This is a genomic window from Ferrimonas lipolytica (assembly GCF_012295575.1).
Classification (GTDB): Bacteria; Pseudomonadota; Gammaproteobacteria; order Enterobacterales; family Shewanellaceae; genus Ferrimonas; species Ferrimonas lipolytica.
In genome coordinates this window covers 497,763-522,648 of the sequence record NZ_CP051180.1, presented here as the reverse complement: position 1 = coordinate 522,648, position 24,886 = coordinate 497,763, and the positions used below count along the sequence as shown (strand labels likewise).

The window sequence follows — 24,886 nt, the reverse complement described above, 5'->3', positions numbered from 1 at the left end:
AACAAAATCACCCATTTGGGTTACAAGTGAGCTTTTTTTCTAATCTGATTGCGTATCAATCAATTATTTCTGTAAGTTTCTGATCATAATCAGATTATATAGTTGCATTCATGTGCTCTCGCTCAAGGTTTTGTAATGACTCTATGGTTTAAGTCAGCGGTGACTGTTATCAATAACCCTGCTTGAGGAGTGGTAACCGCGCCTGCACATTGCGGCGGGTTATCGCAGATGTATCAATTGCTGTTGAGCAGAGGAAAAAAACTAAAATGAGTCAAGCTCAATTAAACAAACTGATGGACTGTGTTGAAATCTTTCGTGAAGTGTACAGCGAGATCCCACCACAAACCTGCCTGATGTTTATGCAAGTATGCCAGGAAGAAGGTTGCTCTATTAAAGAGCTACAAGAACGCTTTGAGATGTCTCAAGCCAGTGCAAGCCGTAACGCTCGGCTGCTGTCTGAGCGTGTCCACTCTGGACGCAACGGTTTAGGCCTAGTAGAACTGCGCGTAGACGAGCAGGATTACCGCATCAAGCGTGCATTCTTGACCGAACGTGGCAAAGAGATCCGTGACCGCTTAGAAACGCTAATGCACTAAGTTTCACGTACCACTAAAAAAGGCTAACCCTAGGGTTAGCCTTTTTTGTATCTGTACAGCGGCTGCCAAATTAACTTACTGCTTAGCCATTGCTCAAGACACTCTGTCGCTTGGTTACTAAGCTAGCAATCACAAAGCTAATCCCCGAAAGGATCAAGGCAGGCACGATGGCGTGCACACCCAGAGGTTTAATCTTCATGGTCGTCCAATAGAGGAAGCTGCCACCACCACAAACAATGCTGCAGATGGCGCCAGATGCTGTCGCGCCTCGCCAGAATAATCCCAAGATAACCGGCCATAGGAATACTGCCTGCAACAGCCCAAACGCAGTAAGATTGAGCCAAACAATCATCTCTGGTGGATCCAACGCCAACAAGCCACAACCAAGTGCCAATAACAGCACTGATGCGTAACTAAAGCGCTGCTGCTGTTTGTCCGTCAGTGGTTTATTCCGCATCACTAAGTCGCGCACCAAGGTGCTGGCGCTTTGCAACAGCATCGAATCAACTGAGGACATAATTGCCGCCATTGGCGCGGCTAACAACAAACCTCCGACCAACGGTGGAAACAGACTTACCATCAACCGCGGAATGATCTCGTCGGGGCTAGTTAGCTCTGGGATCATGACTCGGCCTAGCACGCCACTGAGGTGAGGTAACAGGATGACGACGAACGATACGGCGGTACCAAACACCATTGCTTGCTTTAACGCTCGTCCATCTTTTACCGCCATCGCACGGATAGCAGTATGCGGCAAACCAATGGCACCAAAACACACCAGTATCCAAAATGACATTAGAAACGGCCAAGATAAGAATTCGTTAGGGCCTTTAGGCGTTAACAGCGCCGGATCGATCTGCGCTAACTGTGAGGTTAGATTAGTAAGGCCGCCACCTTGGTACAAAATACCAATGAACAACGCTAACATCCCCAGTACCATCACAATACCTTGCAGGGCATCGGTATAGGAAACTGCCCGAAAGCCGCCCCACAGGGTATACAGCATTACCGTACCAACAAACATCGCTAGGCCAACGTTGTAATCGACTCCAGTCATCACCGACAATAACCGGGCACCACCGGTAAACTGCACTACTACCATGCCAAGAAATGCACCGATCAGCGAGATCCCTGCCAGCCACAATAATGCACGACTTTGATAGCGCTGCTGCAACACATCCAAAATGGTCACCGCATTATACTGTTTGGCGATGCGCCACAGCTTGGGGCCAACCACCCCAAGAGTGAGCATTGCGACCGGCACTTGAATGATCGCTAGCAGCACCCACCCCAGGCCAAACTTATAGGCCGCGCCAGGTCCCCCCATAAAAGAGGAAGCGCTGGTATAGGTAGTTACTAAAGCGAGAGCAAGCAGCGTCCCCCCCATAAACTGGCCACCAAGGAAGTAGCGCTCGCTAAAGGAACCGCTATTGCTGCCCCGAGCAGCGACCATACGTGCCAGCACCAGAGTAACAACCAGGTAAGCCATGATTGGTATTAACAGTGAATAATCAGTCATCAGCACGTAACCATACAGCAGCAGCGACACAAAGAAGCAGTGGTGCCACAATGCACGACCACCAAAACCACAGCGGTAAACCAATGATGGCCTCAGCTTCAGCAAGCAGTGCTGGGCCGATAAACCATAGCGCCAGATAGCCTAAGGTGAGCATAATTGCTCCCTTAGCAAGATATTTTGAGTCGATTCCCTTCATAGAACAGCTTTAAAGAGTGATTGATGGCGCTATGGTAAGCAATTGCCACGGCATCTGCCAAACTGACAGATAGAAATTAATAAACTCGACAACTTGCCCTTTGGTCAGACCAATTCCAAGACAGACACCTAGATGTCTAAAATTAGATAAATTCGTTGAGAAAGCAGACAATGATTGCGAGCAAAATCACGTTGGCGATGGGTGGATAGTGGTGCAGCTCACATTTTTTCAAAATAGCTTCCGCTAGCGCGTTTTACGAGGTTTGAGTCTATGCAGCCACAAAATCGCTATGCTAGTCTCCGCGTTGTAATTTGGTAAGACCAATGGCTTTGAGCTACTTCACACTATGTAACTACATAGAAATGTAAGCTTAAAAAGTCATCTAAGCTTGAGTTACCGAGCATCAATGCTGGCCACTGACAACATCAGTCGAGCAGCATTCATCTCGACTCGCTTGCTTTGACCGCAACTCACCACAGTGACGATGCCGTCAGAGAATTGATTACTCAAATGACACAGATTTCCTACCATTACTGCAACGTTCGTTTTCGAAGTTAGCATTGGTGGTTGCAACAACATCCTGTTGCGTTTTTTCCGGACCGTATCAACGGTTCAATAATCCGATTATCCCTCGGAATATACGAGAAGGTAGATCTTATGACTGATAAAACCGAACTGTTTGCTAAAGCTTGGCAAGGCTTTAACGGCGGTGAGTGGAAAACTGAAGTTAACGTTCGTGACTTCATCCAGCAAAACTTCACTGAGTACAAAGGCGACGAATCTTTCCTAGCCGGTTCTACTGAATCCACAGACACCCTTTGGGCCAAAGTGATGGAGGGTATCCGTCAGGAGAACTCTACTCACGCTCCAGTGGATTTTGATACTGACGTGATCTCAACCATCACTGCTCACGATGCTGGTTACATCAACAAAGATCTAGAAACCATCGTTGGTTTGCAAACGGAAGCGCCGTTGAAGCGCGCCATCATCCCTAACGGTGGTATCCGTATGGTTGAAGGTTCTTGCAAGGTTTACGGCCGCGAACTGGATCCAACCATCAAAGAGATCTACTCCGACTACCGTAAAACCCACAACGCTGGTGTTTTCGACGTATACACTCCTGATATCCTACGCTGCCGTAAGTCTGGCGTACTGACTGGTTTGCCAGATGCATACGGCCGTGGCCGTATCATCGGCGATTACCGTCGTGTTGCTCTGTACGGTATCGACTTCCTGATGCAAGACAAACTGAACCAGTTCCACAGCACTCAAGAAGCGCTGGAGAACGGTGACGTTGAAGATATGCTGCGTCTGCGTGAAGAGATCGCTGAACAGCACCGCTCTTTGGGTCAAATGAAAGTGATGGCAGCTAAATACGGCTTTGACATCTCTGTTCCTGCGACCAACGCTCAAGAAGCTATCCAGTGGACCTACTTCGGTTACTTGGCTGCGATTAAGTCTCAAAACGGCGCTGCTATGTCTCTGGGCCGCGTATCTACCTTCTTGGACGCTTACATCGAGCGTGACATGCAAGCTGGTTTGATCACCGAAGAGCAAGCACAGGAAATGGTTGACCACTTCGTAATGAAGCTGCGTATGGTTCGCTTCCTGCGTACTCCTGAATACGATCAGTTGTTCTCTGGCGACCCTATCTGGGCAACCGAGTCTATGGCTGGTATGTCTTTAGACGGCCGCTCTTTGGTTTCTAAGAACTGTTTCCGTTTCTTGAACACCCAGTACACCATGGGTGCATCTCCAGAGCCAAACATCACTGTATTGTGGTCTGAGTCTCTGCCAGAAGGCTTTAAGAAGTACTGTGCCAAAGTATCTATCGATACTTCTTCTATCCAGTACGAAAACGATGATCTGATGCGTCCAGACTTCAACTCTGACGATTACGCCATTGCTTGTTGTGTATCTCCTCAGGTTCTAGGTAAGCACATGCAGTTCTTCGGTGCTCGCGCTAACTTGGCTAAGACTCTACTGCTGGCAATTAACGGCGGTAAAGACGAGAAAGACGGTCAGCAGATCGGTCCAGTAATGGAAGCCTTCAACGGTGACTACCTGGATTACGACGACGTAATGAAGAAGCTTAACGTGTTCACTGATTGGTTGGCTAAGCAGTACGTTACCGCACTGAACTCCATCCACTTCATGCACGATAAGTACTCTTACGAAGCCTCTTTGCTGGCTCTGATGGATCGTGACGTTGAGCGTACCATGGCTTGTGGTATCGCTGGTCTGTCTATCACTGCTGACTCTTTGGCTGCTATTAAGTACGCTAAAGTTAAAGTTATTCGTGACGAAAACGGTTTGGCTGTCGATTACGATATCGAAGGCGATTACCCTAAATTCGGTAACAACGATTCTCGCGTAGATGACATCGCAGTTGAGATGGTTGAGTCGTTCATGAACAAGATCCGTTCTTTGAAGACCTACCGCAACTCAACCCCTACCCAGTCTATCCTGACTATCACCTCTAACGTGGTATACGGTAAGAAAACTGGTAACACCCCTGACGGTCGTCGCGCTGGTCAGCCTTTCGCTCCAGGTGCTAACCCAATGCACGGTCGCGATGAGTCTGGTGCTGTTGCATCACTGACTTCTGTAGGTAAACTGCCGTTTGCTCACGCAAAAGACGGTATCTCCTACACTTTCTCCATCGTACCTGGCGCCCTAGGTAAAGATGATGAAGGTCGTCGTGCTAACTTGGCTGCACTGATGGACGGTTACTTCAAGCACACCCCTTCTCGCGAAGGCGGCCAACACTTGAACGTAAACGTGATGAACCGCGAAATGCTGGAAGATGCAGTTAAGCACCCTGAAAAATACCCACAGCTGACCATTCGTGTGTCAGGCTACGCGGTGCGTTTCAACGCCTTGACTCCTGAACAGCAGCAAGACGTAATCACTCGTACCTTTACCTCTTCTCTGTAATATTTCAGAACGAGTAAAGCGCTAGTGACAAAGGCCTTGCCCCAGTGGTGAGGCCTTTTTTATTGGAACAATCTGTATAGGAATTGTCGATTGGCGTAATGGCCTATACAGATTGAAACTAATTCTTCCCCTCTTTAGCTCTTTACGACAAGCTAAAGTAGTAAGTAACTGATCTGGAGTAAGCTTATGAGCGTCACTGGACGCATCCACTCTTGGGAAACCTGCGGCACCGTAGATGGCCCAGGGATCCGCTTTATCGTCTTTACCCAAGGCTGCAAAATGCGCTGCCAGTATTGCCATAATCGCGATACATGGGACATGCGCGGTGGCAAAGAGGTAACGGTTGAAGAGATCACCAGCCAGTTAGATAGCTATCGCCATTTCTTTGAAGCCAGTGGTGGTGGTATCACAGCTTCCGGTGGTGAAGCCCTGTTGCAGATGGAGTTTGTTCGAGATCTATTCCGAGCCTCTAATCAGATGGGCATCCACACCTGTCTCGATACCAACGGCTACGTTAAGCAGCACACTGAGCTGCTGGATCAGCTGCTCGACGTAAGTGATCTGGTGATGCTCGATCTAAAGCAGATTGACGACGACGTTCATCAGAACTTGGTTGGCGTATCTAACAAGCGTCCGCTGGAGTTTGCTAAGTACTTAGCCGAGCGTAACCAACCAACTTGGATCCGTTATGTCGTGGTGCCGGGCTTCACCGATGACTTAGAGTCTGCCGAGAGGTTGGCCGAGTTTATCGCGCCGATGCAAAACATCGAAAAGGTCGAGCTACTGCCCTACCACGAGCTGGGTGCACACAAGTGGGAAACCCTTGGGCTCGAATACCCATTAACTGGGGTTAAACCACCGAAAACGGAAACCATGGAGCAGATCAAAGCGATCTTCGTTCGTCACGGTCTCAACGCCAAATTCTGATCACCCCCTAACTGCCTATTAAGCGCTGAGTTTTCACTCGGCGTTTTTTTTGGGCTGTGTACCAATTAAGTGTTGTTCTAACCAATACTGTTAAAGCACCGGCTAGGCGAGTTTTGATACAAGGGGAAAGCACTACCGCCGTTGATCTTCTGCCGCATTGGATCAGTTCAGCGAAGCGTTTTGGACTGCGACCTATGGCAAAGGGGGCGAAGCTCCCCCCTAATGCATACAAGAATGTGCCGTCGCCACTGCGACACCACCGCTGCCCCCATATGGCTAGCCCATACGCAGCACGATAAATACAAGTAAAAACTCACATTGATGGGGAATTGCAGTTGGTCAGACCAATTTGAGTAACTTGTTGAGGCTGATTTTCGCACTCACCGAACACTTAATGTCGTAAATGAATGCTGCAACAGTGCTTTAAGAGTGACTTTAGCGGACGCTAAAAATATGAACACCGCCCCATGAAAGGGGCGGCGTCGGGGGCAGCACGGCAGTCTTAATTATCACACCAAAAGGCGTTGTCGAGGCGTTTGAACGCTCGGTTTAACAGGCATGCCATGTGCTGGTACTGAGACAAAGACGCGTTCGGCGCCTCTTCACAACCGGCTTCAATAAGCCGTTGCCGTACCTCCTTACACCAGTTTAATACCGGAAGTGGTAACGGTTGTACCGCTCTCCACCCTAACCAGTATAGACCCTGTAACGGAATGCTGAGAATAAATAAATATTGCACAGCGAACTGTGGCGAGATCTCTCCACCTAACTTTATTTGCACTGCAGCGGCAACCATTGCCAATACCGGCATCCATGCTATCGCAAAGCGCGTGCTTTTCACTACACGGTATTCAGGGAAGCGGTTCGCCAACATTTTGTTGAGCGGCCACTTTTGCATGTAGTCATATCCCATTCGGATCCGACGAAGCAGTGACATCGACAAATTACCCCTTACTAGTGACTTCTATCACAGATCTACCACCTACTGACGATAGCATAATATCTGTTGCTCTGGAATTGGGTAAAATGGTCTTACCGGTTGGTGACTTGTCGTTCTGCTGTCGAGTTGATCAGTATCGCATTACTGCTAAACTCCACCCGCGAACGAATCGGTCGCGACTATAATGGTATTTTCTGCCATCTTTGCCTGTCGAATGGCGCTACCCCAGCGGCTATTAGTCAGCGAAATCTTACATTAGGTGTTGAAATAATGAGCAAACTTGTTCTGGTTCTTAACTGTGGTAGTTCTTCTCTGAAGTTCGCCGTGATCGATGCGTTAACTGGCGACGAGAAGTTGTCTGGTCTGGCTGAGTGTTTCAACTTAGTTGATGCTCGTACCAAGTGGAAACTGAATGGTGAGAAGGGTCAAGCGGATCTGGGTGCTGGCGCAGCACACCGTGAAGCATTGGCTTACATCGTTGACAAAATCTTGCCTGCAGAGCTGGCTGAACAGCTGGTAGCAGTTGGTCACCGTGTTGTACACGGCGGCGAAAAGTACACCAAGTCAATGCTCATCACTGATGAAGTAGTTGCTGGTATCGAAGAGTGTGCTTCTCTAGCACCACTGCACAACCCTGCAGCCCTGATCGGTATTCGTAGCGCTCAAGCTTCTTTTGGCAACCTGCCACAAGTTGCTGTATTCGACACCGCGTTCCACCAGTCTATGCCTAAAGAAGCATACAGCTACGCTATTCCACAGAAGCTGTACCGCGAGCACGGCATCCGTCGCTACGGCATGCACGGTACTTCTCACCTGTACGTTTCTGCAGAAGCAGCAAAAGTACTGGGTAAAGAGAAAGAAGACACTAACGTAATTACTTGTCACCTAGGTAACGGCGGTTCTGTAACTGCTGTACGCGGTGGTAAGTCTGTTGATACTTCTATGGGTCTTACCCCACTGGAAGGCATCGTAATGGGTACCCGCTCTGGCGATATGGACCCTGCGATCATCTTCCACTTGGTAGACAACCTAGGTTACACCCTAGATGAAGTAAACAATATGCTGAACAAGCAATCTGGTCTGTTGGGTCTGTCTGAGCTGACCAACGACTGTCGTGGCATCGAAGAAGGCTTCGCTGACGGTCACGCTGGCGCTACCTTAGCAATGGAAGTGTTCTGCTACCGTCTGGCTAAGTACGTTGCTTCTTACACCGTACCGCTGAAGCGCGTTGATGCAATCATCTTCACCGGTGGCATCGGCGAAAACTCTGACCTGATCCGTAAGCTGGTGCTTGAGCACTTGGCTATCTTCGGTTACGACGTTGATGACGCTAAGAACACTGCTGCTCGTTTCGGTAACGAAGGTATCATCACTAAAGAAGGCTCTCCTGTAGCCATGGTGATCCCAACCAACGAAGAGTATGTTATCGCTTCAGATGCATTAGCGCTTATCTAAACCGCTTTTGATAAACGGGCTCTTGGAGCCCGTTTTTATTAATACAAGAGGTATTCGATGTCTCGTTCTATTATGTTGATTCCGGTAGGTACCGGAGTTGGCTTGACCTCAGTAAGCATGGGTATGGTTCGTGCTTTAGAGCGTCAAGGCGTTAAAGTTAACTTCTTTAAGCCGATTGCCCAACAACGTCCTGGCGACCTAGGCCCAGAACGTTCTACCACCATCATGAGCACCTTCCCGAACATCAACCCGCCTGAGCCAATGGCGATTGAGTTTGCTGAAAAGCTTGTTTCTACCGGCGATACCGATTCGCTACTAGAAGAGATTGTTGGTGCAGCTAAATCTGTTGATAGCGATTCTGAAGTAATGGTTGTTGAGGGCTTGGTTCCTACACGTTCTCACCCATTCGCTAACACCTTAAACGCTCGCATCGCTAAAGCGATGGATGCTGACATCGTATTGGTTATTAACCCAGGTTCCGACTCTGCTACTCAGGTTCAAAGCCGTTTAGAGGTTGCTGTTGATAACTTCGGTGGTAAGAGCAACCAACGTATCTTAGGTGCCGTAGTAAATAAGATCGGTGCACCAGTTGATGAGCGCGGTCGTGCTCGCCCAGACCTATCTGAAGCATTTGACTTGGAAGGCGTTATCCGCGGTTCCCAAGCTGAAATGTTCCAGCTGTCTGCTGCTAGCCCAGTGCCGATCTTAGGCGCTATCCCATACAACTTGGGCCTAGTTTCACCTCGTGCATCTGATCTGGCTAAGCACTTAGGTGCACGCTTACTCAGTGCTGGTGATATGCACACTCGTCGCCTGCGTCGTGTATCTTTCTGTGCTCGCTCTATCCCGAACATGATCGGTCACCTACAAGCTGACTCGCTGCTAGTAACTTCTGCTGACCGTACTGATATTGTAGTATCTGTATGTTTGGCGGCAATGAATGGCATGAAGCTTGGCGCCCTGCTATTAACCGGCGGCTACGAGCTGGACGAAGAGGTTACCCGCCTATGTCAGCAAGCGTTTGATACCGGCCTGCCTGTAATGGTTGCTGATACCAACACTTGGCAGACTGCCCTAAACATCCAAAACTTCAACCACGAAGTACCACTGGATGACATGGAACGTATCGAAGAAGTGCAAAACTACGTTGCCTCTCATATCGATCGTAAATTCATCGAAGGTCTGACCGACAACTCTACTCGTGAGAACCGTTTATCTCCTGCCGCATTCCGCTACCAGCTGACTGAACTTGCACGCCAAGCGAAGAAGCGTGTAGTACTGCCTGAAGGTGATGAACCTCGCACCGTTCAAGCTGCAGCTATCTGTGCTGAACGTGGTATTGCTGAATGTATATTGCTAGGTAACCCTGAAGAGATCCGTCGTGTTGCAGAGCAACAGGGTGTGACTCTGGGTGACGGCGTAACCATCGTCGATCCTAACGCTGCACTTGAACGTTACGTAGCACCAATGTGCGAGCTTCGTCGCAACAAGGGTCTAACCGAAGTCGTTGCTCGCGAGCAATTACAAGACACTGTGGTACTGGGTACCATGATGTTGGCTCAAGACGAAGTAGATGGCTTGGTCTCTGGCGCGGTTCACACCACAGCCAACACTATCCGTCCACCGCTGCAGTTGATCAAAACCGCACCGGGCTCCTCCCTGGTTTCGTCAATCTTCTTCATGCTGCTGCCTGATCAAGTATTGGTATACGGTGACTGTGCGATTAACCCAGATCCAAACGCTGAGCAGCTGGCTGAGATTGCAATTCAATCTGCCGATTCTGCCAAAGCCTTTGGTATCGAACCAAAAGTAGCGATGATCTCTTACTCTACTGGTTCATCTGGTGCCGGTGCCGACGTTGAAAAAGTACGTGAAGCCACTCGCATCGCTCAAGAGAAACGTCCTGATCTGCTGATCGACGGTCCTCTGCAGTACGATGCTGCGGTTATGCCAAACGTAGCTGCATCTAAAGCACCCAACAGTAAAGTAGCTGGCCAAGCTACCGTATTCATCTTCCCTGATTTGAATACCGGTAACACCACCTACAAAGCGGTACAGCGCTCCGCTGACTTGATCTCTATTGGTCCAATGCTGCAAGGTATGCGAAAGCCAGTAAACGATCTGTCTCGCGGCGCATTGGTTGAAGACATTGTCTACACCATCGCTCTAACCGCAATCCAAGCGGGTTCTGACGCGGTATAATCAACGCTCGTTTATACGCATCAACAAAACCGGACTTAATGTCCGGTTTTTTTATGGCTGTGTACCAACTAAGTGTTGCTCTTCCCAATGCTGTTAAAGCACCAAAATCGGCAGAGCCGAAGGCTTAAGATAAACTTCAACAGCTAACTACGACACAGCCTTTTTATGGCTACTGAATGACACAAATTGCTAGCTAAATAGCGACATTTATTAACAATCATCTACCGCGGAGCAGTTAATTTACTCTAAATGTGCATATTTGTTGGCAATTTAACGCCTTAGTGCGCTTTTCAAACCGAAAAATATAACGATTCAAATCATTAACTTAGGGTAACAATCCCATTCTTTCAACAACCTTGTCCACAGATTCTGTGGATAACCTTGGTATGGTTACGATTAATGAATGGCACTTTTCAACCCTTGCACCACCAATTCACGATAGGTCACGACACCAACGACCTGTCCATCATCAACCACTGGCACCACATGCAACCCAAATCGCTCAAACAAGCGAGTGCAGTAACGAATGTCCATATCGGACTGCACTGAAATAAGCGGCTTCGACATAATTTCATAAAGGTTAACCCGCTCAGGCGCACGTCCTTTGGCCAACACTTGTTTACCGATGTCGGAGAGCAGCACTAGGCCATATTCATCATGTTGATCACGCTTATTGATAATGAATGCATCAATCCGCTCACTCTGAATTTCCCCCAACCCTTCGGCAATGGTTTTGATACCATCGACTGCAATCCAATGCTGGGTCATCACATCCTTTACAGACACTCGTTCCTTGGTCATAGCTGCTGCTCCACTCTATCGCTAATAGACTCGATCTGGTGAGCAACCCCTACCGCATCTTCTACGTCTATCTGCAACGCAATACCGGTACCTGGGCTGTCGTCAAACTCACCAACCTTGGCTAAATTCTCCAACACTTCACGAGCCATATGTTCCTCTACCACAAACAACAGCACATCCCGTTGGCTCTCTAATGTCAGTCCGAAAAAGGTTTTCTTCGGCTTCAATCCTTCCCCTTGAGCATGGTTAATCAGCGTAACACCGGTAGCACCTACTTGCCGGGCCGCATGCACTAAGTCTTGCGACTTCTCCTCATCCACAAAAGCAATAATCAGTTTGAAACGCATTGCGCACCTCTATTGTTATTCTCGGCGCTGTTGCCACGCCGACAGTTGGGCATAGCCCATCACAGTTATAATTGGGAACAGGCTGGCAAAGGCGATAAGGCCAAAACCATCCAGAAGTGGGCTACGTCCAGGGATCACCGAAGCTAATCCAAGCCCCAACGCCGCAACCAAAGGAACCGTCACAGTTGAGGTGGTAACGCCACCGGAATCGTAAGCCAAAGGGATGATCATCTTTGGCGCAAATTGGGTTTGCACTACTACGACAAAGTAGCCCGAAAGGATGTACCAATGAAGTGGATCGCCAACAACAATTCGATAGGCACCAAGGGCGATTCCAGAAGCCACCCCTAGCGCTACAGCTATGCGTAAACCCCAAGGTTTGATGGTGCCACCACTGACCTCCTCCGCTTTGATAGCCACCGCAATCAACGAAGGCTCAGCAATGGTGGTAGCAAAGCCAATGGCAAAGGCAAACAGATATACCCAGTAGTACTGCCACCAGAATGGGTTCGCCCCAATACCTAAAAACTCTGGCGCCGTTAATTGGCTGGCCATCATCTCCCCCAAGGGAAATAGCGCTTTTTCCAAGCCAACCAAAAACAGGCTTAAGCCAACAATGACACAACCTAAGCCAAGCAGTTTCTGCGATAGTGCCGGCAAGCGCTGGCGTAACACCAGATATTGAAAACCAAACAGCACGCCAATAATAGGAATGACATCAGCAACGGTAGCGATAAGGGTTTGAAACAGATCCGTCAGCCATTCCATGTAGTTACAATTCCAAACAGTAATACAAAGATAATTGGCATAAGCGACGCAAATGCGATGAGGCCAAAACCATCCAACATCGGATTACGACCGGCAATACTGGATGCAAGGCCCACACCTAATGCAGTAACAAGCGGAACGGTAATGGTTGAAGTAGTCACGCCACCGGAGTCATAGGCGATACCGATGATCTCCGCAGGAGCGAAGACGGTGAGTACCATCACGATGATATAGCCGGCAATAATGATGTAGGCGATGGGCCAGCCAAAAAGAATGCGCAGCACCCCAAGTACGATGGCACAGCCAACAGACAGCGCCACCACCATACGCAGATCATCCGCATAGACTTGCTGTGCTAGTTCAGTTGCAACGATGGCGCCAGCACCGGCCGCTACCTCAGCGGCTTCAGCGGCAACGGCGATTAACGCTGGCTCTGCAACAGTGGTGCCAAATCCAAGTAGAAAGGCAAAGCTCAATAGCCAAAACAGCGAGCCTTTCTTAGCAAAGGCCTTAGCTAAGGTTTCTCCCAACGGAAACAGCGCCAGTTCCAAGCCAAAGATAAACAGCGTTAATCCCAACACCACCAATACCATGCCAAGCAATATGTTACTCACACCTGGCAATGGTTGGCCTAACACCACAAACTGAAAAAATGCCACCACCATAACAATTGGCATCAAATCGCGGCAACTGTCCCTAAAAATTTTGAAGATATTTAACGACTTCAACTATTCCCTGCCCTGTCGCCATATCAAATCCTGTTCAACATTAAACCACAGGTGAGTTTCTTTTAAGATTGATCAAAATCAAGAATGTTCGGCTTGCACTGCGTCAATAGGACGGCATACTGCTCTCAATACTTAAAGGAATTAATGCCGTGAACAGATTTATCATAGCTCTGATAACAGTATGCGCACTCACCGGCTGTTTTTCAGAGGAACGACACGCTGCTCCAGAAGATGTGGCGCTAGCGTTTTTTAGCGCCATCTACGTCGATAATCAACCGCAACAGGCTATGGCATTGGTGAGTCCTGAGCTCAAAGAGGTTATGGTGCACTACCAGCTCGCCAGTCAGATCCAACGCAACATGCTCGGGCTGGCATTATCAGACACTAAGGTCTGGCTCGGCGATGTCGATGCCGACTTTTTCCGCCGTAGCTCCGATGCGGTTAAAGTGTTGATCCAGTTAGAAGGTTATCGAGGACAACAGTTGGTCAGGGAAGATCGATTGTTACGACTCACTCACTCAGCTGATGGTTGGATCATCGACAAACTGTACGATGACCCTTTCAGCAACAATGGCTAACCCATCAGCTGAGTGACTGCTCTGGCGACTAGTCGTTACCTAGTGCTACCCCTTCTCGGCGCGGATCTGCCGCGCCCAGCCAACCACTGCCCGTTCGCTGAATCACCTGTACGCCACTATTAAGTGGTGCAATCCGTACCTTATAGCCCCGTTGTTCAAACTCTGGCAGCAATTGCGCCACCGCGGTATCGGCCTCTAAAAGCAGATAATCATTACGATGACTTACCCGAGGCAGCGCCATTGCTTCATCCAGCGGCAACTTCCAATCAAGCAGCGCTACTGAAACCTGACTAACGTAATTGATGATCCTGCTGCCACCTGGGGAACCAAGGGCGTATTCCGGTTGCCCCTGCTTATCCAGAATAATGGTTGGTGCCATTGAGGAACGTGGTCGCTTACCCGCTTCCACCCGGTTCGCCGCTAACTGCTTACCCGCACCTGGGTACAGCGAGAAATCGGTCAGCTGATTGTTGAGTAAGAAACCGCCTACCATCACACTCGAGCCAAAGCCCATCTCAATCGACGAGGTCAGCGATAGCAAGTTACCGGCCTTATCAGCAATAACCATATGGCTGGTAGATGGCAGCGCTGCAGTGGCATCAGCGCCATGAACTGGTGCAAATATCCCATGATTTACTTTGCCTAAGTCTTTATTTGGCAGGATGTTAGTACTGCGCTGCTGCAAATATGACGGTGCCAACATCGACTCAAGCGGTACCTCAACAAAGGCAGGATCGGCAATATAATGGGCGCGATCAGCATAGGCAACACGAGAGGCCTGAGCGTAATGATGGACAAAATCAGCGCCGTTCACTGCCATCTTATCGATAGCAAAGGGTTCGAGAATTGACAGTATTTGGCCAACTGCGACCGCACCAGAGCTTGGCGGCCCCATGCCACAAATCTGATATTGGCGATATGGTTGGCACAAGGGTTTGCGCCACACTGGTGCGAATTGATTCAAATCAGTAAGCGCCAATAAACCCGGTCGATCCGCATCGCTATTAACCGCATCAACCATCTGTTGGGCCAATGGCCCTTGATAAAACGCTGCGGGTCCGTGTTTAGCAATATTGCTAAGGGTGCGAGCCAACTCAGGGTTGGTGCGCTTATCGCCAGCGTTGAGCCACTTGCCGTTAGGGGCAAAGTAATCATTGGCAGTTCCTGCACGTTTGAGGCCAGGATTAAACTCCTTGGCTAACAGCTTGGCCAAACGTGGCGACACAACAAACCCCTGCTGTGCTAGCTCAATCGCATCGGTAAACAACTGCGACCACGGCAAAGTACCATAGCGTAGATGGGCTTCGTAGAGCCCAGCGACTACCCCTGGTACCCCGACAGAGCGGCCACCAACAACCGCATCAATCCAACGAAGTGGTTTACCGTTTTCCATAAACAGTTCCGGCGTGGCCTTTGCTGGCGCCGACTCACGCGCATCAAGGCTTACCAACTCCGATTTGTCAGCATCCCAATAGAGCATGAAAAAACCGCCACCAATGCCGCTGGACTGTGGTTCGGTTAAGGTCAGCACCATTTGCGCTGCAATGGCCGCATCTACGGCACTGCCGCCTTTGGCCAAAATAGACTGCGCAGCAGTGCTTGCTAGTGGGTTGGCAGTGGCCGCCATAAACTCGCTGCCAAAGGCGATGCCTTGTTGCTGGAATCCAGTTGCCGCCTCGGGCTCAGGCTCCGCTTCCGCGGCCATTGCGCAACTACTCCATAGTGCACCAACAAGCAGTAAATACTTCATTATGTTCTCTAATTATCACTTTGAGCTAGTGTCGAAGATGAACCTATTTTTAGCAAGCACAAACAAAAACAGCGACCCAAAGGCCGCTGTTTGCTGTATCGCTTATCTCTTAATCTAGGAAGACATCATCTTCCAGCTCAATCGGTAACTCTTCCGCTACTTCATCTTGAACTTGATAATACGCATCTTGATATTCGTTCGATTCCATTTGGTCACCTCTTTTGGACAATCCTTTCAAAATCACGACCGAAGTATAAGCCGCAAAAACAACCAATTCCACTATCTCTTTGTTTTTATTGACCATTGAGGTTTTGTTTCAACAGGAATCACCCAAGCCATTGTTTTACTGAGTGTCCAATCAAAAAACTATGTAATTAAACAACAGTTTTTTATGACTACTCGCTCTAAGCAGGCCCCACTTAGAACAAAATACTCCTATAACGTCTCCCCAATATGCTGAGATTAGGAGATGCCGCCCTAAATACGTATTTGCTCATTCAGCTGAAACAGAAACTCTTCTGATGAAGCCAACAATATACGCAGGCTGGTATCAACGAGGAGAGCCTATTATGAATAGCGTTGTAGAGTATGAAGCAGCGGCGATGATGTCGTTGCGAGATGAAGACCCGTTGGCCAGCAGAATGCTACTAGAAGGGATGGGCGTACCGCTTGACGCTCAAGATGAGATCCTAGCAGTAGCCGCGGCGATGCCAGAAAGTGACACCGCCGAACTGAGTAAGGTTATCGAACGCTATTATGGTGGTACGGCGGATAACCAGTTACTGCGCTAAGCGATAACGTAGTACCTTCAAACCTTTATCGGGATCGGCTTCAGGAAAGGTATCGGGATTGCTAAGCTGTTCTACCAATTCCAACTCTGGAGCAAATTCCGCTACCTGACTCTGCAAGTGGGCACGGCTTAGCTCCGGAGCGTTCAAGCATAACAGCGCCTCACCATCGACAGCCAACATCTCAGCCAAGCGCCGCAACAGCCTAGGATAATCCTTAGTCGCGATAAAACTGCCTTGTTGGAAACTTGGCGGATCCACTACAACCAGATCGAAAGGCCCCAAACGTTTGAGCTTACCAAAGGTCTTAAACAGGTCATGACCAAGGTAGCGCACGCCTTTATCAAAGCCATTACGACTGTGATTACGCTTGCCTTGAGCTAACGCTGGCTTGCTCATATCAAGATTAACCACTTCTTTGGCACCACCGGCGCAGGCATACACGGAAAAGCCACAGGTATAGGAGAATAGGTTCAATACCTTCTTCCCCTGCGCCTGTTGTTTTACCCATTTACGGCCGTTTAGCATATCCAAGAACAAACCATGATTTTGCCCCCGCAGCAGGTTCAGTTCAAACCATAATCCAGATTCCTGCGCCCAATGTGGAGCCGGAGGTTCTACCCCGTAGGCCTCCGTTTGGGCAGGGCTAACGCTGCGATTTTGCCAAACCAAACTCAGGGGTAAGTCAGCGACCTGTTGCCACCACTGCTCAACCTGTTGTTGTAACTGCTGCCGTTGCTCATCCTCTAACGGCCTAAATTGGGTCAACAATAAGCTCGGTGGTAACCAATCTAAGGTGATCCCCTCCAGTCCAGGAAAACAGTGACCACGACCATGGAACAGACGTCCACATTCCTCTGCCGGTAATTGTTTTGGCAGATGGGGCAACAACAGCATTACTTTGGATCCTTATCAATAGACGCAAGTGCTTCGCCTTGCATAGGTTGAGACACGATCTGTGGCTCACCCTCTAATAATACCGCAAGCCAACGGCCATCTTCGGATGATTCCAAGGCTATTTTAACAATCATTGTCAGCGGCACAGACAACAACATACCGACGGAACCAAGCAACCAACCCCAGAAAATCAATGATAGGAATACCACCAACGTTGATAAACCTAAGGTTCTACCCATCAATCGAGGCTCAACCACGTTTCCCATAAACATATTGGAACCAACGTACACCGCTCCAGTTGCCGCAGCACCACCGACGCCAAACTGTAGAAAAGCCAATGCCACCGCAGGAACTGCCGCAATAATCGAACCGATATTGGGAATGTAGTTAAACAGGAATGCGACTAGCGCCCACAGCAGGAAGTAGTCGACACCAATGATATACAAGCCAACCCCAACAACAATACCGGTGGCGAAGCTCACTAAGGTCTTAATTGCAAGATAACGGTTAACCGACTCCAAGAATCGGTCGATCTGCTGCAAGCGCATCTGAGGATCATCCAGAGCAAAGTGCAATTTGCGGCTGATCCCTGACGCTTCAAACAACATGAATACCATCGCCAACACAATCAACAGCGTATTCGCCAACAAACCACCTAAACTGGAAAGTATGTCGGTTGCTAAACCCATGATCCGACTGGGATCAAACTGTTCCTTTAGTTCCGACGTAGAGAGGTGAATATTAAATTGCGATAGGTATTCGGCCAGCGGCTGCAACTGTTCGGTTAGCTGTTCTTTGTACATCGGCAACTGACTGCGAAAATCAGTTATCGACACCCCAACCAATGAGCCGAGCCACACGCTAAGCATAATCACGATGGCCATGACCGAGAAGATAGCTAACCACCGCGGCAGCTTAGCCTTCATCAACAGCAACACCATTGGGTTACAGATGATAGCGAGAAACAGTGCTAACAGAAAAGGCACCAGAATATCTCCGGCCGCCTTGATGGCAGCCAAGATAATTACCATGCAAGCCAGAAATACAACCGAACGCCACGCAACTGAGCCTTGATCAATACGGTTCAATGCCATTACTTTGGATCCATAACTAAAAGGGAATTGCAGATATTATGAAGCAAAATGAAGCGGTTATTCGAATTAAAAATTTACGATTACGCACCTTTATCGGCATCAATGACGATGAAATCCGCAATAAACAAGACGTAATCATCAATGCCACTATCTCCTACTGCGCTGATAAAGCACGCAATAGTGAAGATATTGACGATGCATTGAACTACCGCACCATTTGCAAAAGCATCATCGCCCACGTCGAACATCAACGCTTCAGTCTACTCGAAAAGCTCACCGCAGACGTTTTATCGCTGTGTTGTCAGCATGCGTGGGTCGAAACCGCGACGGTAGAGATCGATAAGCCCCATGCTTTGCGTTTTGCCGATTCGGTGTCGATGCAACTCAGCTGGACTAAAAACGAATTAGAATAAGGACTTAGCCATGCGAATTCTCCTTACTGGGGCCACAGGTTTCATTGGTACGGCGCTGGTATCGGCGCTGGCAGATCACCAACTCACGGTGTTGAGCCGCGACCCCGTTAAAGCCAAGCAAAAGCTCGGGGGGCAACATCACTATCTTGGTAACTTAGAACAGCTTGAATCATTGGCTGACTTTGACGCCATCATCAACTTAGCCGGCGAACCAATTGGTGACGGTCGCTGGACACCGCAACGAAAACAAGCAATAGAGACAAGTCGTTGGCAGCTAACAACGAGGCTAACAAAACTGTTTTTTGCAGCACAACAACGTCCAACGACTTGGATTAACGCCTCAGCAATTGGGGTTTACGGCCCGCGAGATTCAAGCCCTGTCGATGAAAGTGGGCCAACCGGCAACGATTTTGCGGCGTCGGTATGTACTCGATGGGAAGCGATTGCCAGCAAAGTAGCGCAGCATACCCGGCTATGCATTGTTCGCATTGGCTTGGTGATGCACCCAGACGGCGGTGCCTTAGCGAAAATGTTACCGCCATTTAAAATGGGCGGAGGTGGTCAAATAGGCAGCGGCAGCCAGATGATGAGCTGGATCCATCGCCAAGATATGATTGATCTGGTGATCTATCTATTGGGCAACAAAGAAGCCGATGGCCTGTTCAATGCGACAGCACCTACACCGGTGAGCAACAAGCAATTTGTGCAGGCTTTAGGCCATGCGCTGCATCGCCCAAGCGTTATCCCAATTCCTGCTGCTGCGATGAAGCTAATGTTTGGCGAAATGAGTACGTTACTACTGACTGGACAGGCTGTGTTACCACGGGCAACACAGCACGTCGGCTTTCAATTTAGCTTTCCCACAATAGAACAGTGTTTTAGCGACCTATTCCGGAAGTGAGCACTTGCTTTTTATTGATCCATTAGCGCTGTGACAACAGCACAGCGCAGTTGTTTGCTAGCAGCCTGCGGCAGGCCAGTCGCCCTAAAGTGCCGATAAACAGCGCACCGGCCAGTGGAATTGACCACCACCATGACCAATGCGGCGTTACTACCAACTCAAACAGCTGAGTTTTAATTAACCACAGCAGCAATTCAGCCACCAGTGTTGCGAGCACGCCTGCAACTGCGCCCAACAACACAAACTCCCAGGTTACCGCCCCGCGAAGTAAGCGACCACTTGCACCCAAGGTCCTCATAATCGCCAATTCTTGTTGTCTTGCCGCCATTCCAGCTTCGGTTTGCGCCATCAACAGTAACGCCGATGCAGCTGCAACAACAGCAATTACCCACGCCAGTGCCAGTGAAACCTGATTCACCACCTGACGTAGCTGAGCGATCATTGTGCCGACATCGATCACCGATACCGTAGGGAATTGTCGCACTAGGGTACCCACCAACTCTGGTTGCCCCACTGGGTGATGAAAGCTGGCGATGTAAGTAGGCACAAACTCTGCAAGAACCGCCGGAGGAAAGATCATAAAGAAGTTCGGTTGCATCGTTTCCCAGTTCACTTGACGTAAGCTGGTGACCGTAACGCTGAACTCTTTACCATCGATGACAAAACTTAACCTATCCCCTAAGCCCACCTCTAGCCGATCAGCAACGGAGCTTTCCAACGATACCTCATCGGTCGCATCGGCAGCGAACCATTGCCCAGCAGTCAACGGGTTATTTGGTGGCAGCTCCGTTCTAAAGGTTAGATTAAGCTCTCGGCCTATGCCTCGCGGTGCCTGCTCTGGTTCATCCTCTTTAGTCACGGATCGCCGAACCGTTTCACCATTAATTGAACCTAAACGGCCGCGGATCACTGGGTACAGATCGGTGGCTTTAACATGATTGTCATTCAGAAACTGCTGCATCTCATCACGCTGATAATCAGCGATATTGATAAGGAAGTGATCCGGAGTACCCTCAGGCAGTTGCTGTTGCCAATCTTGTAGCAGGTCCTGCCGCAGGGCTAACACCGTCAGCAACAACATTAATGCAACGCTGAAGCCAACCAACTGGACGATGTTGTCCCCTGCACGACGACGCAATCCCGCCAGAGCGAGCTGCAACGATGAACCGGTACGAACACCCAGTTGGCGCCCCCAAGACAGCATGGCAAAGCCAAGGATCGCGAGAACCAGCGCTAGCACTGCAACACCAAGCAACAACACCCAAGTTAGGGTGAAATTACCGCTGTAGATGTACGCTAACGCCGCCAAGGCCAGCACTGCAGCAAGGCCATTCAACCAACCAGCTAAACCAATTGGACCGACGTCTTTACGTAATACCCGCATCGGCGGCACCGACAGTAACCGCAACATCGGATAAAGGGTGAAGCCTGCAGCGGCAATTACACCGGTAGCGATTCCAAGATAGAGTGGTCGCAAGCTTGGGGTAAAGCCTCCAAGTTGGAGCTCTTGCGGCAGCAGCGTCATCATCAAGAATGCTGAGGCATACCCCAACACTAGGCCAATGACGATGCCTACCGCGGTAGTTAAGCCAAGATGCAGCGCAAAAATTTCACGGATCTGGCGATGGCTTGCCCCCAGCGTCTTGAACATGGCAACGGCATCGTAATGGCGTTGGCAGTAACGACGAGCAGCAACACCAACAGCGGTACAAGCCAAAGCGATCCCCAATAAGGTCGCCAGCAACATAAATTGCTCAGCTCGTTCTAACGCTCGGGATAGCGGTGAATCTTGGCTCTTTACATCAACCCAGCGCTGACTGGTCGTTAACTGAGGTTTGACCCACTCGCTAAAGGTTTCCAGCTCCGCTTCACCGCCACTGAATTGATATTGCCAAGTAAGACGACTGCCCGGTTGAATCACCCCAGTTTGTTCAACGTCGCTCAGGTTCATCAGTACCGTCGGTGCTGATGCAAACACGTTAAAGCCACCATCTGGTAAACGGGCAAAACTGGCACTGACATCAAAGTTGGCATCACCAAGCTCGGCAAGACTCCCCTGCCCTTGCAGCAGTTGATTCAAGCGGCTATCGAACCATACCTCGCCACGCTGAGGCAGCTTGCTAGGTAAAGTGGTTAACGCTTCGACGCTGCCCTTCAGCGGATAGTTTTCTGTTACCGCCTTAACCGATACTAATTGCAGCTGTTCGCCAACAAACAGCATTGACTGGAACTCAAGTACTTGGGCGACTTGCAGATCGGCGCTGGCTGCCTTGATGATAATCGCTTCATCGATCTTGCTGGGGCTGCGCAGAACGCGATCTGCGGCGAGAAACTTGCTGGCCTCACTCGATAATCCTTGCTGCAATCGCTCGCTCACCAACGCTAAGCTGGTAACCGACAATACTGCAAGCACCAGTGCTGCCACGATCAGCCGCAGCTGTCCGCGCATTAATTCGCGTCGAAATAGGCGCCACGCTAAGGTGCGATGATTCATGCTCACTCCTCCAGCTGGCCAGCGTGCATCCGCACCTGTCGTTGACAGCGCTTGGCAAGTTCCAGATCGTGAGTTACCAATACCAAGGTAGTGCCCAGCTCGCGGTTGAGGCTAAACAGTAGCTCCTCCACCGTCTCACTATTTTGATGATCGAGATTACCGGTTGGCTCATCGGCGAACAGAATTTGGGGTTTGCTGGCAAAGGCTCGGGCAATCGCTACCCGTTGTTGCTCCCCGCCAGATAACTGATTAGGGAAATGATCGAGCCGCTGCGATAAACCAACCCGTTCCAGTAATTGGCTGGCTTGTTTATGGGGGTCATCGCCACCGCTTAACTCCAATGGCAGCATCACGTTTTCTAGTGCCGTCAGACTATCAACTAACATAAAAGACTGAAAAATAAAGCCTACACTACGTCCACGCAGTGCCGCCCGCTGCTCTTCATCTAATTGATGTAACGGCTCTCCAGCTAGCCAGATCTCACCCTCACTGGCACGATCCAAGCCAGCCAATAACGACAGCAATGTCGATTTACCGGCACCGGAGGATCCAATAATCGCTACGCTTTGCCCCTGTAAAATTTCCAGGTTAACGCCATCAAGGATTGACAGAGTACCGTCTAAGGTTGATACCTTTTGACTCAGAGCCCGTACAACAATGGCGGGAGCGGATTGCGAAGAGGTCATAGTGCGAAAATCCTTATTACTACTGTTATTAGCGTTAACCGTTGGCAACGCTTGGGCAAAGCCAGTTTCAATTCTTATTTTGGGTGACAGCTTGAGTGCCAGCTATGGCATGGACGAAGCCGATGGCTGGGTTAATATTCTCCGCCAACGCAATGATAGCTATGAACTTATCAATGCCTCCGTTAGTGGGGAAACCAGCGGAGGGGCATTACGTCGTCTACCGAGCCTGCTTACGCGGCACCAACCACAGTGGATCTTTATCGAATTGGGCGGTAACGATGGATTACGAGGCTTTCCGCCAACCATCACACAGCGTAACCTCGATCAAATAATCCAATTGGCACACGCCAGCGGCAGCCAAATATTACTGTCACAAGTGATGCTACCACCGAACTACGGTCGCCGTTACACCGATCAGTTCGATCAAGTGTTTCAAACTCTTAATGAACAGCATCAATTAACCCTAGTGCCATTTTTCATGGAGCCAATAGCTCCAAAGCCAAATTTGATGCAAGCGGACGGTATTCACCCAAATAAACAAGCTCAACCGCTGATCGCCGACTTTATGGAGCAGTGGTTCCTGCAAGTTGCAGGTTAGTCTTGGTATTGCTGATACAACAAAGCCACCATAACGGTGGCTTTGTTTTTGGCTGTGTTACAGTTTAAGTGTTGAGGTTTATATCAATCCTTCGGCTCTAACGATTGCAGTACTCTTAAGGGGTATGTCGCGATGGTGACGGCAACCAAAGCGGTGCTTCGCCCCCCTTTGGAATCTCGCCTGCCTTAGGTCGCTGTCAAAAATGCTTCGCTGAACTGCTCCTATGCGACAGAAGAACAACACTTAGTGGGTACACAGCCTTTGTTTTTGCTTATTGGCCAATTAACTGCTGTTTCTCAATCTAAAGCACAGCTGGGACATGCCAATATAACAGGAGCAAAACCACTAGCGCCTTGATTATTCCACCGCATTAAAGCTGGCGAAACAGTTGCAATATTACTAAATATTGCCATGCCGTATCAGACGACCACGACGAAACAATGCCAAATAGCAGACACAAAAAAACCACCAGTAAAGGTGGTTTAGGTGTCAGCGTCGATAACATAGTATCAAGCCAGCACGTTACCTATTAACAACAATGGTAACGAAGCTAAGTACTCATCCATAATGGATAAATCACTAAAAATAAGTGGCGTCCCCTAGGGGATTCGAACCCCTGTTACCGCCGTGAAAGGGCGGTGTCCTAGGCCTCTAGACGAAGGGGACCCCGGACAGTTCGTTTTAATTCCGAACTAAAGAAAGTGGTGGGCGATACTGGGCTTGAACCAGTGACCCCCTGCTTGTAAGGCAGGTGCTCTCCCAACTGAGCTAATCGCCCAAACAACATGTTAATCAACACATCATTTGAAAAAGTGGCGTCCCCTAGGGGATTCGAACCCCTGTTACCGCCGTGAAAGGGCGGTGTCCTAGGCCTCTAGACGAAGGGGACCCCGGACCATCGTTTAAACTCCGATGAAAAGAGTTGGTGGAGCTACGCGGGATCGAACCGCGGACCTCTTGCATGCCATGCAAGCGCTCTCCCAGCTGAGCTATAGCCCCATAGATTTGGTGGGCGATACTGGGCTTGAACCAGTGACCCCCTGCTTGTAAGGCAGGTGCTCTCCCAACTGAGCTAATCGCCCAAATCTACGGTTGAATCAAGTCGGCCTAATGACTTAACTCAATGTGTTCATCTGCAATAGATGAGCCACAAAATAAGTGGCGTCCCCTAGGGGATTCGAACCCCTGTTACCGCCGTGAAAGGGCGGTGTCCTAGGCCTCTAGACGAAGGGGACCCCGGACAGTTCGTTTTAATTCCGAACTAAAGAAAA

Annotated in this window: 23 protein-coding genes and 6 tRNA genes; 10 read left to right on the top strand and 19 right to left on the bottom strand. The window is 49.5% G+C overall.

Annotation, left to right across the window (positions count from 1 at the left end; genetic code table 11):
* The first annotated feature begins 266 nt into the window (after positions 1-266).
* On the top strand, positions 267-596 hold the full coding sequence (locus tag HER31_RS02575; RefSeq protein ID WP_168659123.1) for a helix-turn-helix domain-containing protein: 330 nt from the start codon (positions 267-269) through the stop codon (positions 594-596).
* An 82-nt stretch (positions 597-678) separates the two neighbouring features.
* On the opposite strand, the gene panF is transcribed toward HER31_RS02575, so the two are convergent.
* The 3 genes from panF to HER31_RS02560 all read right to left on the bottom strand — a co-directional run bounded on the left by panF (position 679) and on the right by HER31_RS02560 (position 2,842).
* On the bottom strand, positions 679-2,115 hold the full coding sequence (gene panF / locus HER31_RS02570; protein WP_168659122.1) for a sodium/pantothenate symporter: 1,437 nt from the start codon (positions 2,113-2,115) through the stop codon (positions 679-681).
* On the bottom strand, positions 2,108-2,269 hold the full coding sequence (locus HER31_RS02565; RefSeq protein ID WP_238786882.1) for a DUF997 family protein: 162 nt from the start codon (positions 2,267-2,269) through the stop codon (positions 2,108-2,110). The genes panF and HER31_RS02565 overlap by 8 nt, the downstream gene beginning before the upstream one ends.
* Before the next feature lie 435 nt (positions 2,270-2,704).
* A complete protein-coding gene (locus tag HER31_RS02560) occupies positions 2,705-2,842 on the bottom strand; it encodes a hypothetical protein (RefSeq protein ID WP_168659120.1) in 138 nt (45 codons plus the stop codon).
* A 126-nt stretch (positions 2,843-2,968) separates the two neighbouring features.
* On the opposite strand from HER31_RS02560, the gene pflB reads away from it, so the two are divergent.
* A complete protein-coding gene (gene pflB, locus HER31_RS02555) occupies positions 2,969-5,248 on the top strand; it encodes a formate C-acetyltransferase (protein ID WP_168659119.1) in 2,280 nt (759 codons plus the stop codon).
* A 186-nt stretch (positions 5,249-5,434) separates the two neighbouring features.
* Positions 5,435-6,175 carry a pyruvate formate lyase 1-activating protein gene (gene pflA, locus HER31_RS02550; RefSeq protein WP_168659118.1) on the top strand — a complete coding sequence of 247 codons (741 nt, stop codon included), beginning with the start codon at positions 5,435-5,437 and terminating at the stop codon, positions 6,173-6,175.
* A 502-nt stretch (positions 6,176-6,677) separates the two neighbouring features.
* Here the strand turns inward: pflA and yfbV are convergent.
* Positions 6,678-7,112: a terminus macrodomain insulation protein YfbV gene (yfbV, locus tag HER31_RS02545; protein WP_168659117.1), complete on the bottom strand. Its 435-nt coding sequence runs from the start codon at positions 7,110-7,112 to the stop codon at positions 6,678-6,680.
* Between the two features lie 270 nt (positions 7,113-7,382).
* Here yfbV and HER31_RS02540 point away from each other — a divergent pair, with 270 nt between their 5' ends.
* Positions 7,383-8,570, top strand: coding sequence for an acetate kinase (locus tag HER31_RS02540; RefSeq protein WP_168663103.1), 1,188 nt, complete (start codon positions 7,383-7,385; stop codon positions 8,568-8,570).
* Between the two features lie 57 nt (positions 8,571-8,627).
* Positions 8,628-10,772, top strand: coding sequence for a phosphate acetyltransferase (gene pta / locus HER31_RS02535; RefSeq protein ID WP_168659116.1), 2,145 nt, complete (start codon positions 8,628-8,630; stop codon positions 10,770-10,772).
* 396 nt (positions 10,773-11,168) lie between these two features.
* On the opposite strand, the gene HER31_RS02530 is transcribed toward pta, so the two are convergent.
* The 4 genes from HER31_RS02530 to HER31_RS02515 are packed head-to-tail and all read right to left on the bottom strand — an operon-like array spanning position 11,169 to position 13,365.
* Positions 11,169-11,573, bottom strand: coding sequence for a CBS domain-containing protein (locus HER31_RS02530; RefSeq protein ID WP_168659115.1), 405 nt, complete (start codon positions 11,571-11,573; stop codon positions 11,169-11,171).
* Positions 11,570-11,920: a P-II family nitrogen regulator gene (locus tag HER31_RS02525; RefSeq protein ID WP_168659114.1), complete on the bottom strand. Its 351-nt coding sequence runs from the start codon at positions 11,918-11,920 to the stop codon at positions 11,570-11,572. The genes HER31_RS02530 and HER31_RS02525 overlap by 4 nt, the downstream gene beginning before the upstream one ends.
* Before the next feature lie 15 nt (positions 11,921-11,935).
* Positions 11,936-12,688 (bottom strand): DUF1538 domain-containing protein, encoded by a 753-nt coding sequence (locus HER31_RS02520; protein ID WP_168659113.1) that lies wholly within the window; start codon positions 12,686-12,688, stop codon positions 11,936-11,938.
* Positions 12,676-13,365 carry a DUF1538 domain-containing protein gene (locus HER31_RS02515; protein ID WP_168663101.1) on the bottom strand — a complete coding sequence of 230 codons (690 nt, stop codon included), beginning with the start codon at positions 13,363-13,365 and terminating at the stop codon, positions 12,676-12,678. Before HER31_RS02515 ends, HER31_RS02520 begins: the two co-directional genes overlap by 13 nt.
* Positions 13,366-13,565: 200 nt before the next feature.
* On the opposite strand from HER31_RS02515, the gene HER31_RS02510 reads away from it, so the two are divergent.
* Entirely contained in the window at positions 13,566-13,994 is a 429-nt protein-coding gene (locus HER31_RS02510) for a hypothetical protein (RefSeq protein WP_168659112.1), read from the top strand.
* Positions 13,995-14,022: 28 nt separating this feature from the next.
* Here HER31_RS02510 and ggt read toward each other — a convergent pair whose 3' ends face one another.
* The gene (ggt, locus tag HER31_RS02505; protein ID WP_168659111.1) at positions 14,023-15,744 is read right to left on the bottom strand and encodes a gamma-glutamyltransferase; all 1,722 of its coding nucleotides are present in this window, start codon (positions 15,742-15,744) and stop codon (positions 14,023-14,025) included.
* Positions 15,745-16,313: 569 nt separating this feature from the next.
* Here ggt and HER31_RS02500 point away from each other — a divergent pair.
* Positions 16,314-16,535, top strand: a complete 222-nt coding sequence (locus tag HER31_RS02500) for a hypothetical protein (protein ID WP_168659110.1) — start codon at positions 16,314-16,316, stop codon at positions 16,533-16,535.
* On the opposite strand, the gene HER31_RS02495 is transcribed toward HER31_RS02500, so the two are convergent.
* A complete protein-coding gene (locus tag HER31_RS02495) occupies positions 16,524-17,429 on the bottom strand; it encodes a class I SAM-dependent methyltransferase (RefSeq protein ID WP_168659109.1) in 906 nt (301 codons plus the stop codon). The two genes, HER31_RS02500 and HER31_RS02495, sit on opposite strands and share 12 nt — an antisense overlap.
* The gene (locus tag HER31_RS02490; RefSeq protein ID WP_420811014.1) at positions 17,429-18,517 is read right to left on the bottom strand and encodes an AI-2E family transporter; all 1,089 of its coding nucleotides are present in this window, start codon (positions 18,515-18,517) and stop codon (positions 17,429-17,431) included. The genes HER31_RS02495 and HER31_RS02490 overlap by 1 nt, the downstream gene beginning before the upstream one ends.
* Positions 18,518-18,561: 44 nt before the next feature.
* Between HER31_RS02490 and folX the strand changes: the two genes are divergently transcribed.
* Both folX and HER31_RS02480 read left to right on the top strand, forming a co-directional pair.
* The gene (folX, locus tag HER31_RS02485) at positions 18,562-18,936 is read left to right on the top strand and encodes a dihydroneopterin triphosphate 2'-epimerase (RefSeq protein WP_168659107.1); all 375 of its coding nucleotides are present in this window, start codon (positions 18,562-18,564) and stop codon (positions 18,934-18,936) included.
* Positions 18,937-18,946: 10 nt separating this feature from the next.
* Positions 18,947-19,837: a TIGR01777 family oxidoreductase gene (locus tag HER31_RS02480; protein WP_168659106.1), complete on the top strand. Its 891-nt coding sequence runs from the start codon at positions 18,947-18,949 to the stop codon at positions 19,835-19,837.
* Positions 19,838-19,859: 22 nt separating this feature from the next.
* On the opposite strand, the gene HER31_RS02475 is transcribed toward HER31_RS02480, so the two are convergent.
* A complete protein-coding gene (locus tag HER31_RS02475; RefSeq protein WP_168659105.1) occupies positions 19,860-22,331 on the bottom strand; it encodes an ABC transporter permease in 2,472 nt (823 codons plus the stop codon).
* A gap of 2 nt (positions 22,332-22,333) precedes the next feature.
* Positions 22,334-23,017 carry an ABC transporter ATP-binding protein gene (locus HER31_RS02470; RefSeq protein WP_168659104.1) on the bottom strand — a complete coding sequence of 228 codons (684 nt, stop codon included), beginning with the start codon at positions 23,015-23,017 and terminating at the stop codon, positions 22,334-22,336.
* Between HER31_RS02470 and HER31_RS02465 the strand changes: the two genes are divergently transcribed.
* On the top strand, positions 22,989-23,615 hold the full coding sequence (locus tag HER31_RS02465) for an arylesterase (RefSeq protein WP_168659103.1): 627 nt from the start codon (positions 22,989-22,991) through the stop codon (positions 23,613-23,615). The two genes, HER31_RS02470 and HER31_RS02465, sit on opposite strands and share 29 nt — an antisense overlap.
* Positions 23,616-24,205: 590 nt before the next feature.
* Here HER31_RS02465 and HER31_RS02460 read toward each other — a convergent pair.
* The 6 genes from HER31_RS02460 to HER31_RS02435 form a co-directional block, all read right to left on the bottom strand.
* A tRNA-Glu gene (locus HER31_RS02460) sits at positions 24,206-24,281 on the bottom strand.
* Between the two features lie 36 nt (positions 24,282-24,317).
* Positions 24,318-24,393: transfer RNA gene (locus HER31_RS02455), tRNA-Val, on the bottom strand.
* Between the two features lie 35 nt (positions 24,394-24,428).
* A tRNA-Glu gene (locus HER31_RS02450) sits at positions 24,429-24,504 on the bottom strand.
* 34 nt (positions 24,505-24,538) lie between these two features.
* A tRNA-Ala gene (locus tag HER31_RS02445) sits at positions 24,539-24,614 on the bottom strand.
* A 7-nt stretch (positions 24,615-24,621) separates the two neighbouring features.
* Positions 24,622-24,697: transfer RNA gene (locus HER31_RS02440), tRNA-Val, on the bottom strand.
* A 77-nt stretch (positions 24,698-24,774) separates the two neighbouring features.
* A tRNA-Glu gene (locus HER31_RS02435) sits at positions 24,775-24,850 on the bottom strand.
* Positions 24,851-24,886: the final 36 nt, after the last annotated feature.

Coding starts and splice junctions, on each gene's coding strand:
- HER31_RS02480 (WP_168659106.1), top strand. CDS start 18,947: ATGCGAATTCTCCTTACTGGGGCCACAGGTTTCATTGGTACGGCGCTG.
- HER31_RS02525 (WP_168659114.1), bottom strand. CDS start 11,920: ATGCGTTTCAAACTGATTATTGCTTTTGTGGATGAGGAGAAGTCGCAA.
- folX (WP_168659107.1), top strand. CDS start 18,562: ATGAAGCAAAATGAAGCGGTTATTCGAATTAAAAATTTACGATTACGC.
- HER31_RS02515 (WP_168663101.1), bottom strand. CDS start 13,365: ATGCCAATTGTTATGGTGGTGGCATTTTTTCAGTTTGTGGTGTTAGGC.
- pta (WP_168659116.1), top strand. CDS start 8,628: ATGTCTCGTTCTATTATGTTGATTCCGGTAGGTACCGGAGTTGGCTTG.
- yfbV (WP_168659117.1), bottom strand. CDS start 7,112: ATGTCACTGCTTCGTCGGATCCGAATGGGATATGACTACATGCAAAAG.
- HER31_RS02475 (WP_168659105.1), bottom strand. CDS start 22,331: ATGAATCATCGCACCTTAGCGTGGCGCCTATTTCGACGCGAATTAATG.
- panF (WP_168659122.1), bottom strand. CDS start 2,115: ATGACTGATTATTCACTGTTAATACCAATCATGGCTTACCTGGTTGTT.
- HER31_RS02530 (WP_168659115.1), bottom strand. CDS start 11,573: ATGACCAAGGAACGAGTGTCTGTAAAGGATGTGATGACCCAGCATTGG.
- HER31_RS02565 (WP_238786882.1), bottom strand. CDS start 2,269: ATGCTCACCTTAGGCTATCTGGCGCTATGGTTTATCGGCCCAGCACTG.
- HER31_RS02495 (WP_168659109.1), bottom strand. CDS start 17,429: ATGCTGTTGTTGCCCCATCTGCCAAAACAATTACCGGCAGAGGAATGT.
- ggt (WP_168659111.1), bottom strand. CDS start 15,744: ATGAAGTATTTACTGCTTGTTGGTGCACTATGGAGTAGTTGCGCAATG.
- HER31_RS02520 (WP_168659113.1), bottom strand. CDS start 12,688: ATGGAATGGCTGACGGATCTGTTTCAAACCCTTATCGCTACCGTTGCT.
- HER31_RS02575 (WP_168659123.1), top strand. CDS start 267: ATGAGTCAAGCTCAATTAAACAAACTGATGGACTGTGTTGAAATCTTT.
- HER31_RS02465 (WP_168659103.1), top strand. CDS start 22,989: ATGGCGGGAGCGGATTGCGAAGAGGTCATAGTGCGAAAATCCTTATTA.
- HER31_RS02500 (WP_168659110.1), top strand. CDS start 16,314: ATGAATAGCGTTGTAGAGTATGAAGCAGCGGCGATGATGTCGTTGCGA.
- pflA (WP_168659118.1), top strand. CDS start 5,435: ATGAGCGTCACTGGACGCATCCACTCTTGGGAAACCTGCGGCACCGTA.
- HER31_RS02470 (WP_168659104.1), bottom strand. CDS start 23,017: ATGACCTCTTCGCAATCCGCTCCCGCCATTGTTGTACGGGCTCTGAGT.
- HER31_RS02560 (WP_168659120.1), bottom strand. CDS start 2,842: ATGGTAGGAAATCTGTGTCATTTGAGTAATCAATTCTCTGACGGCATC.
- pflB (WP_168659119.1), top strand. CDS start 2,969: ATGACTGATAAAACCGAACTGTTTGCTAAAGCTTGGCAAGGCTTTAAC.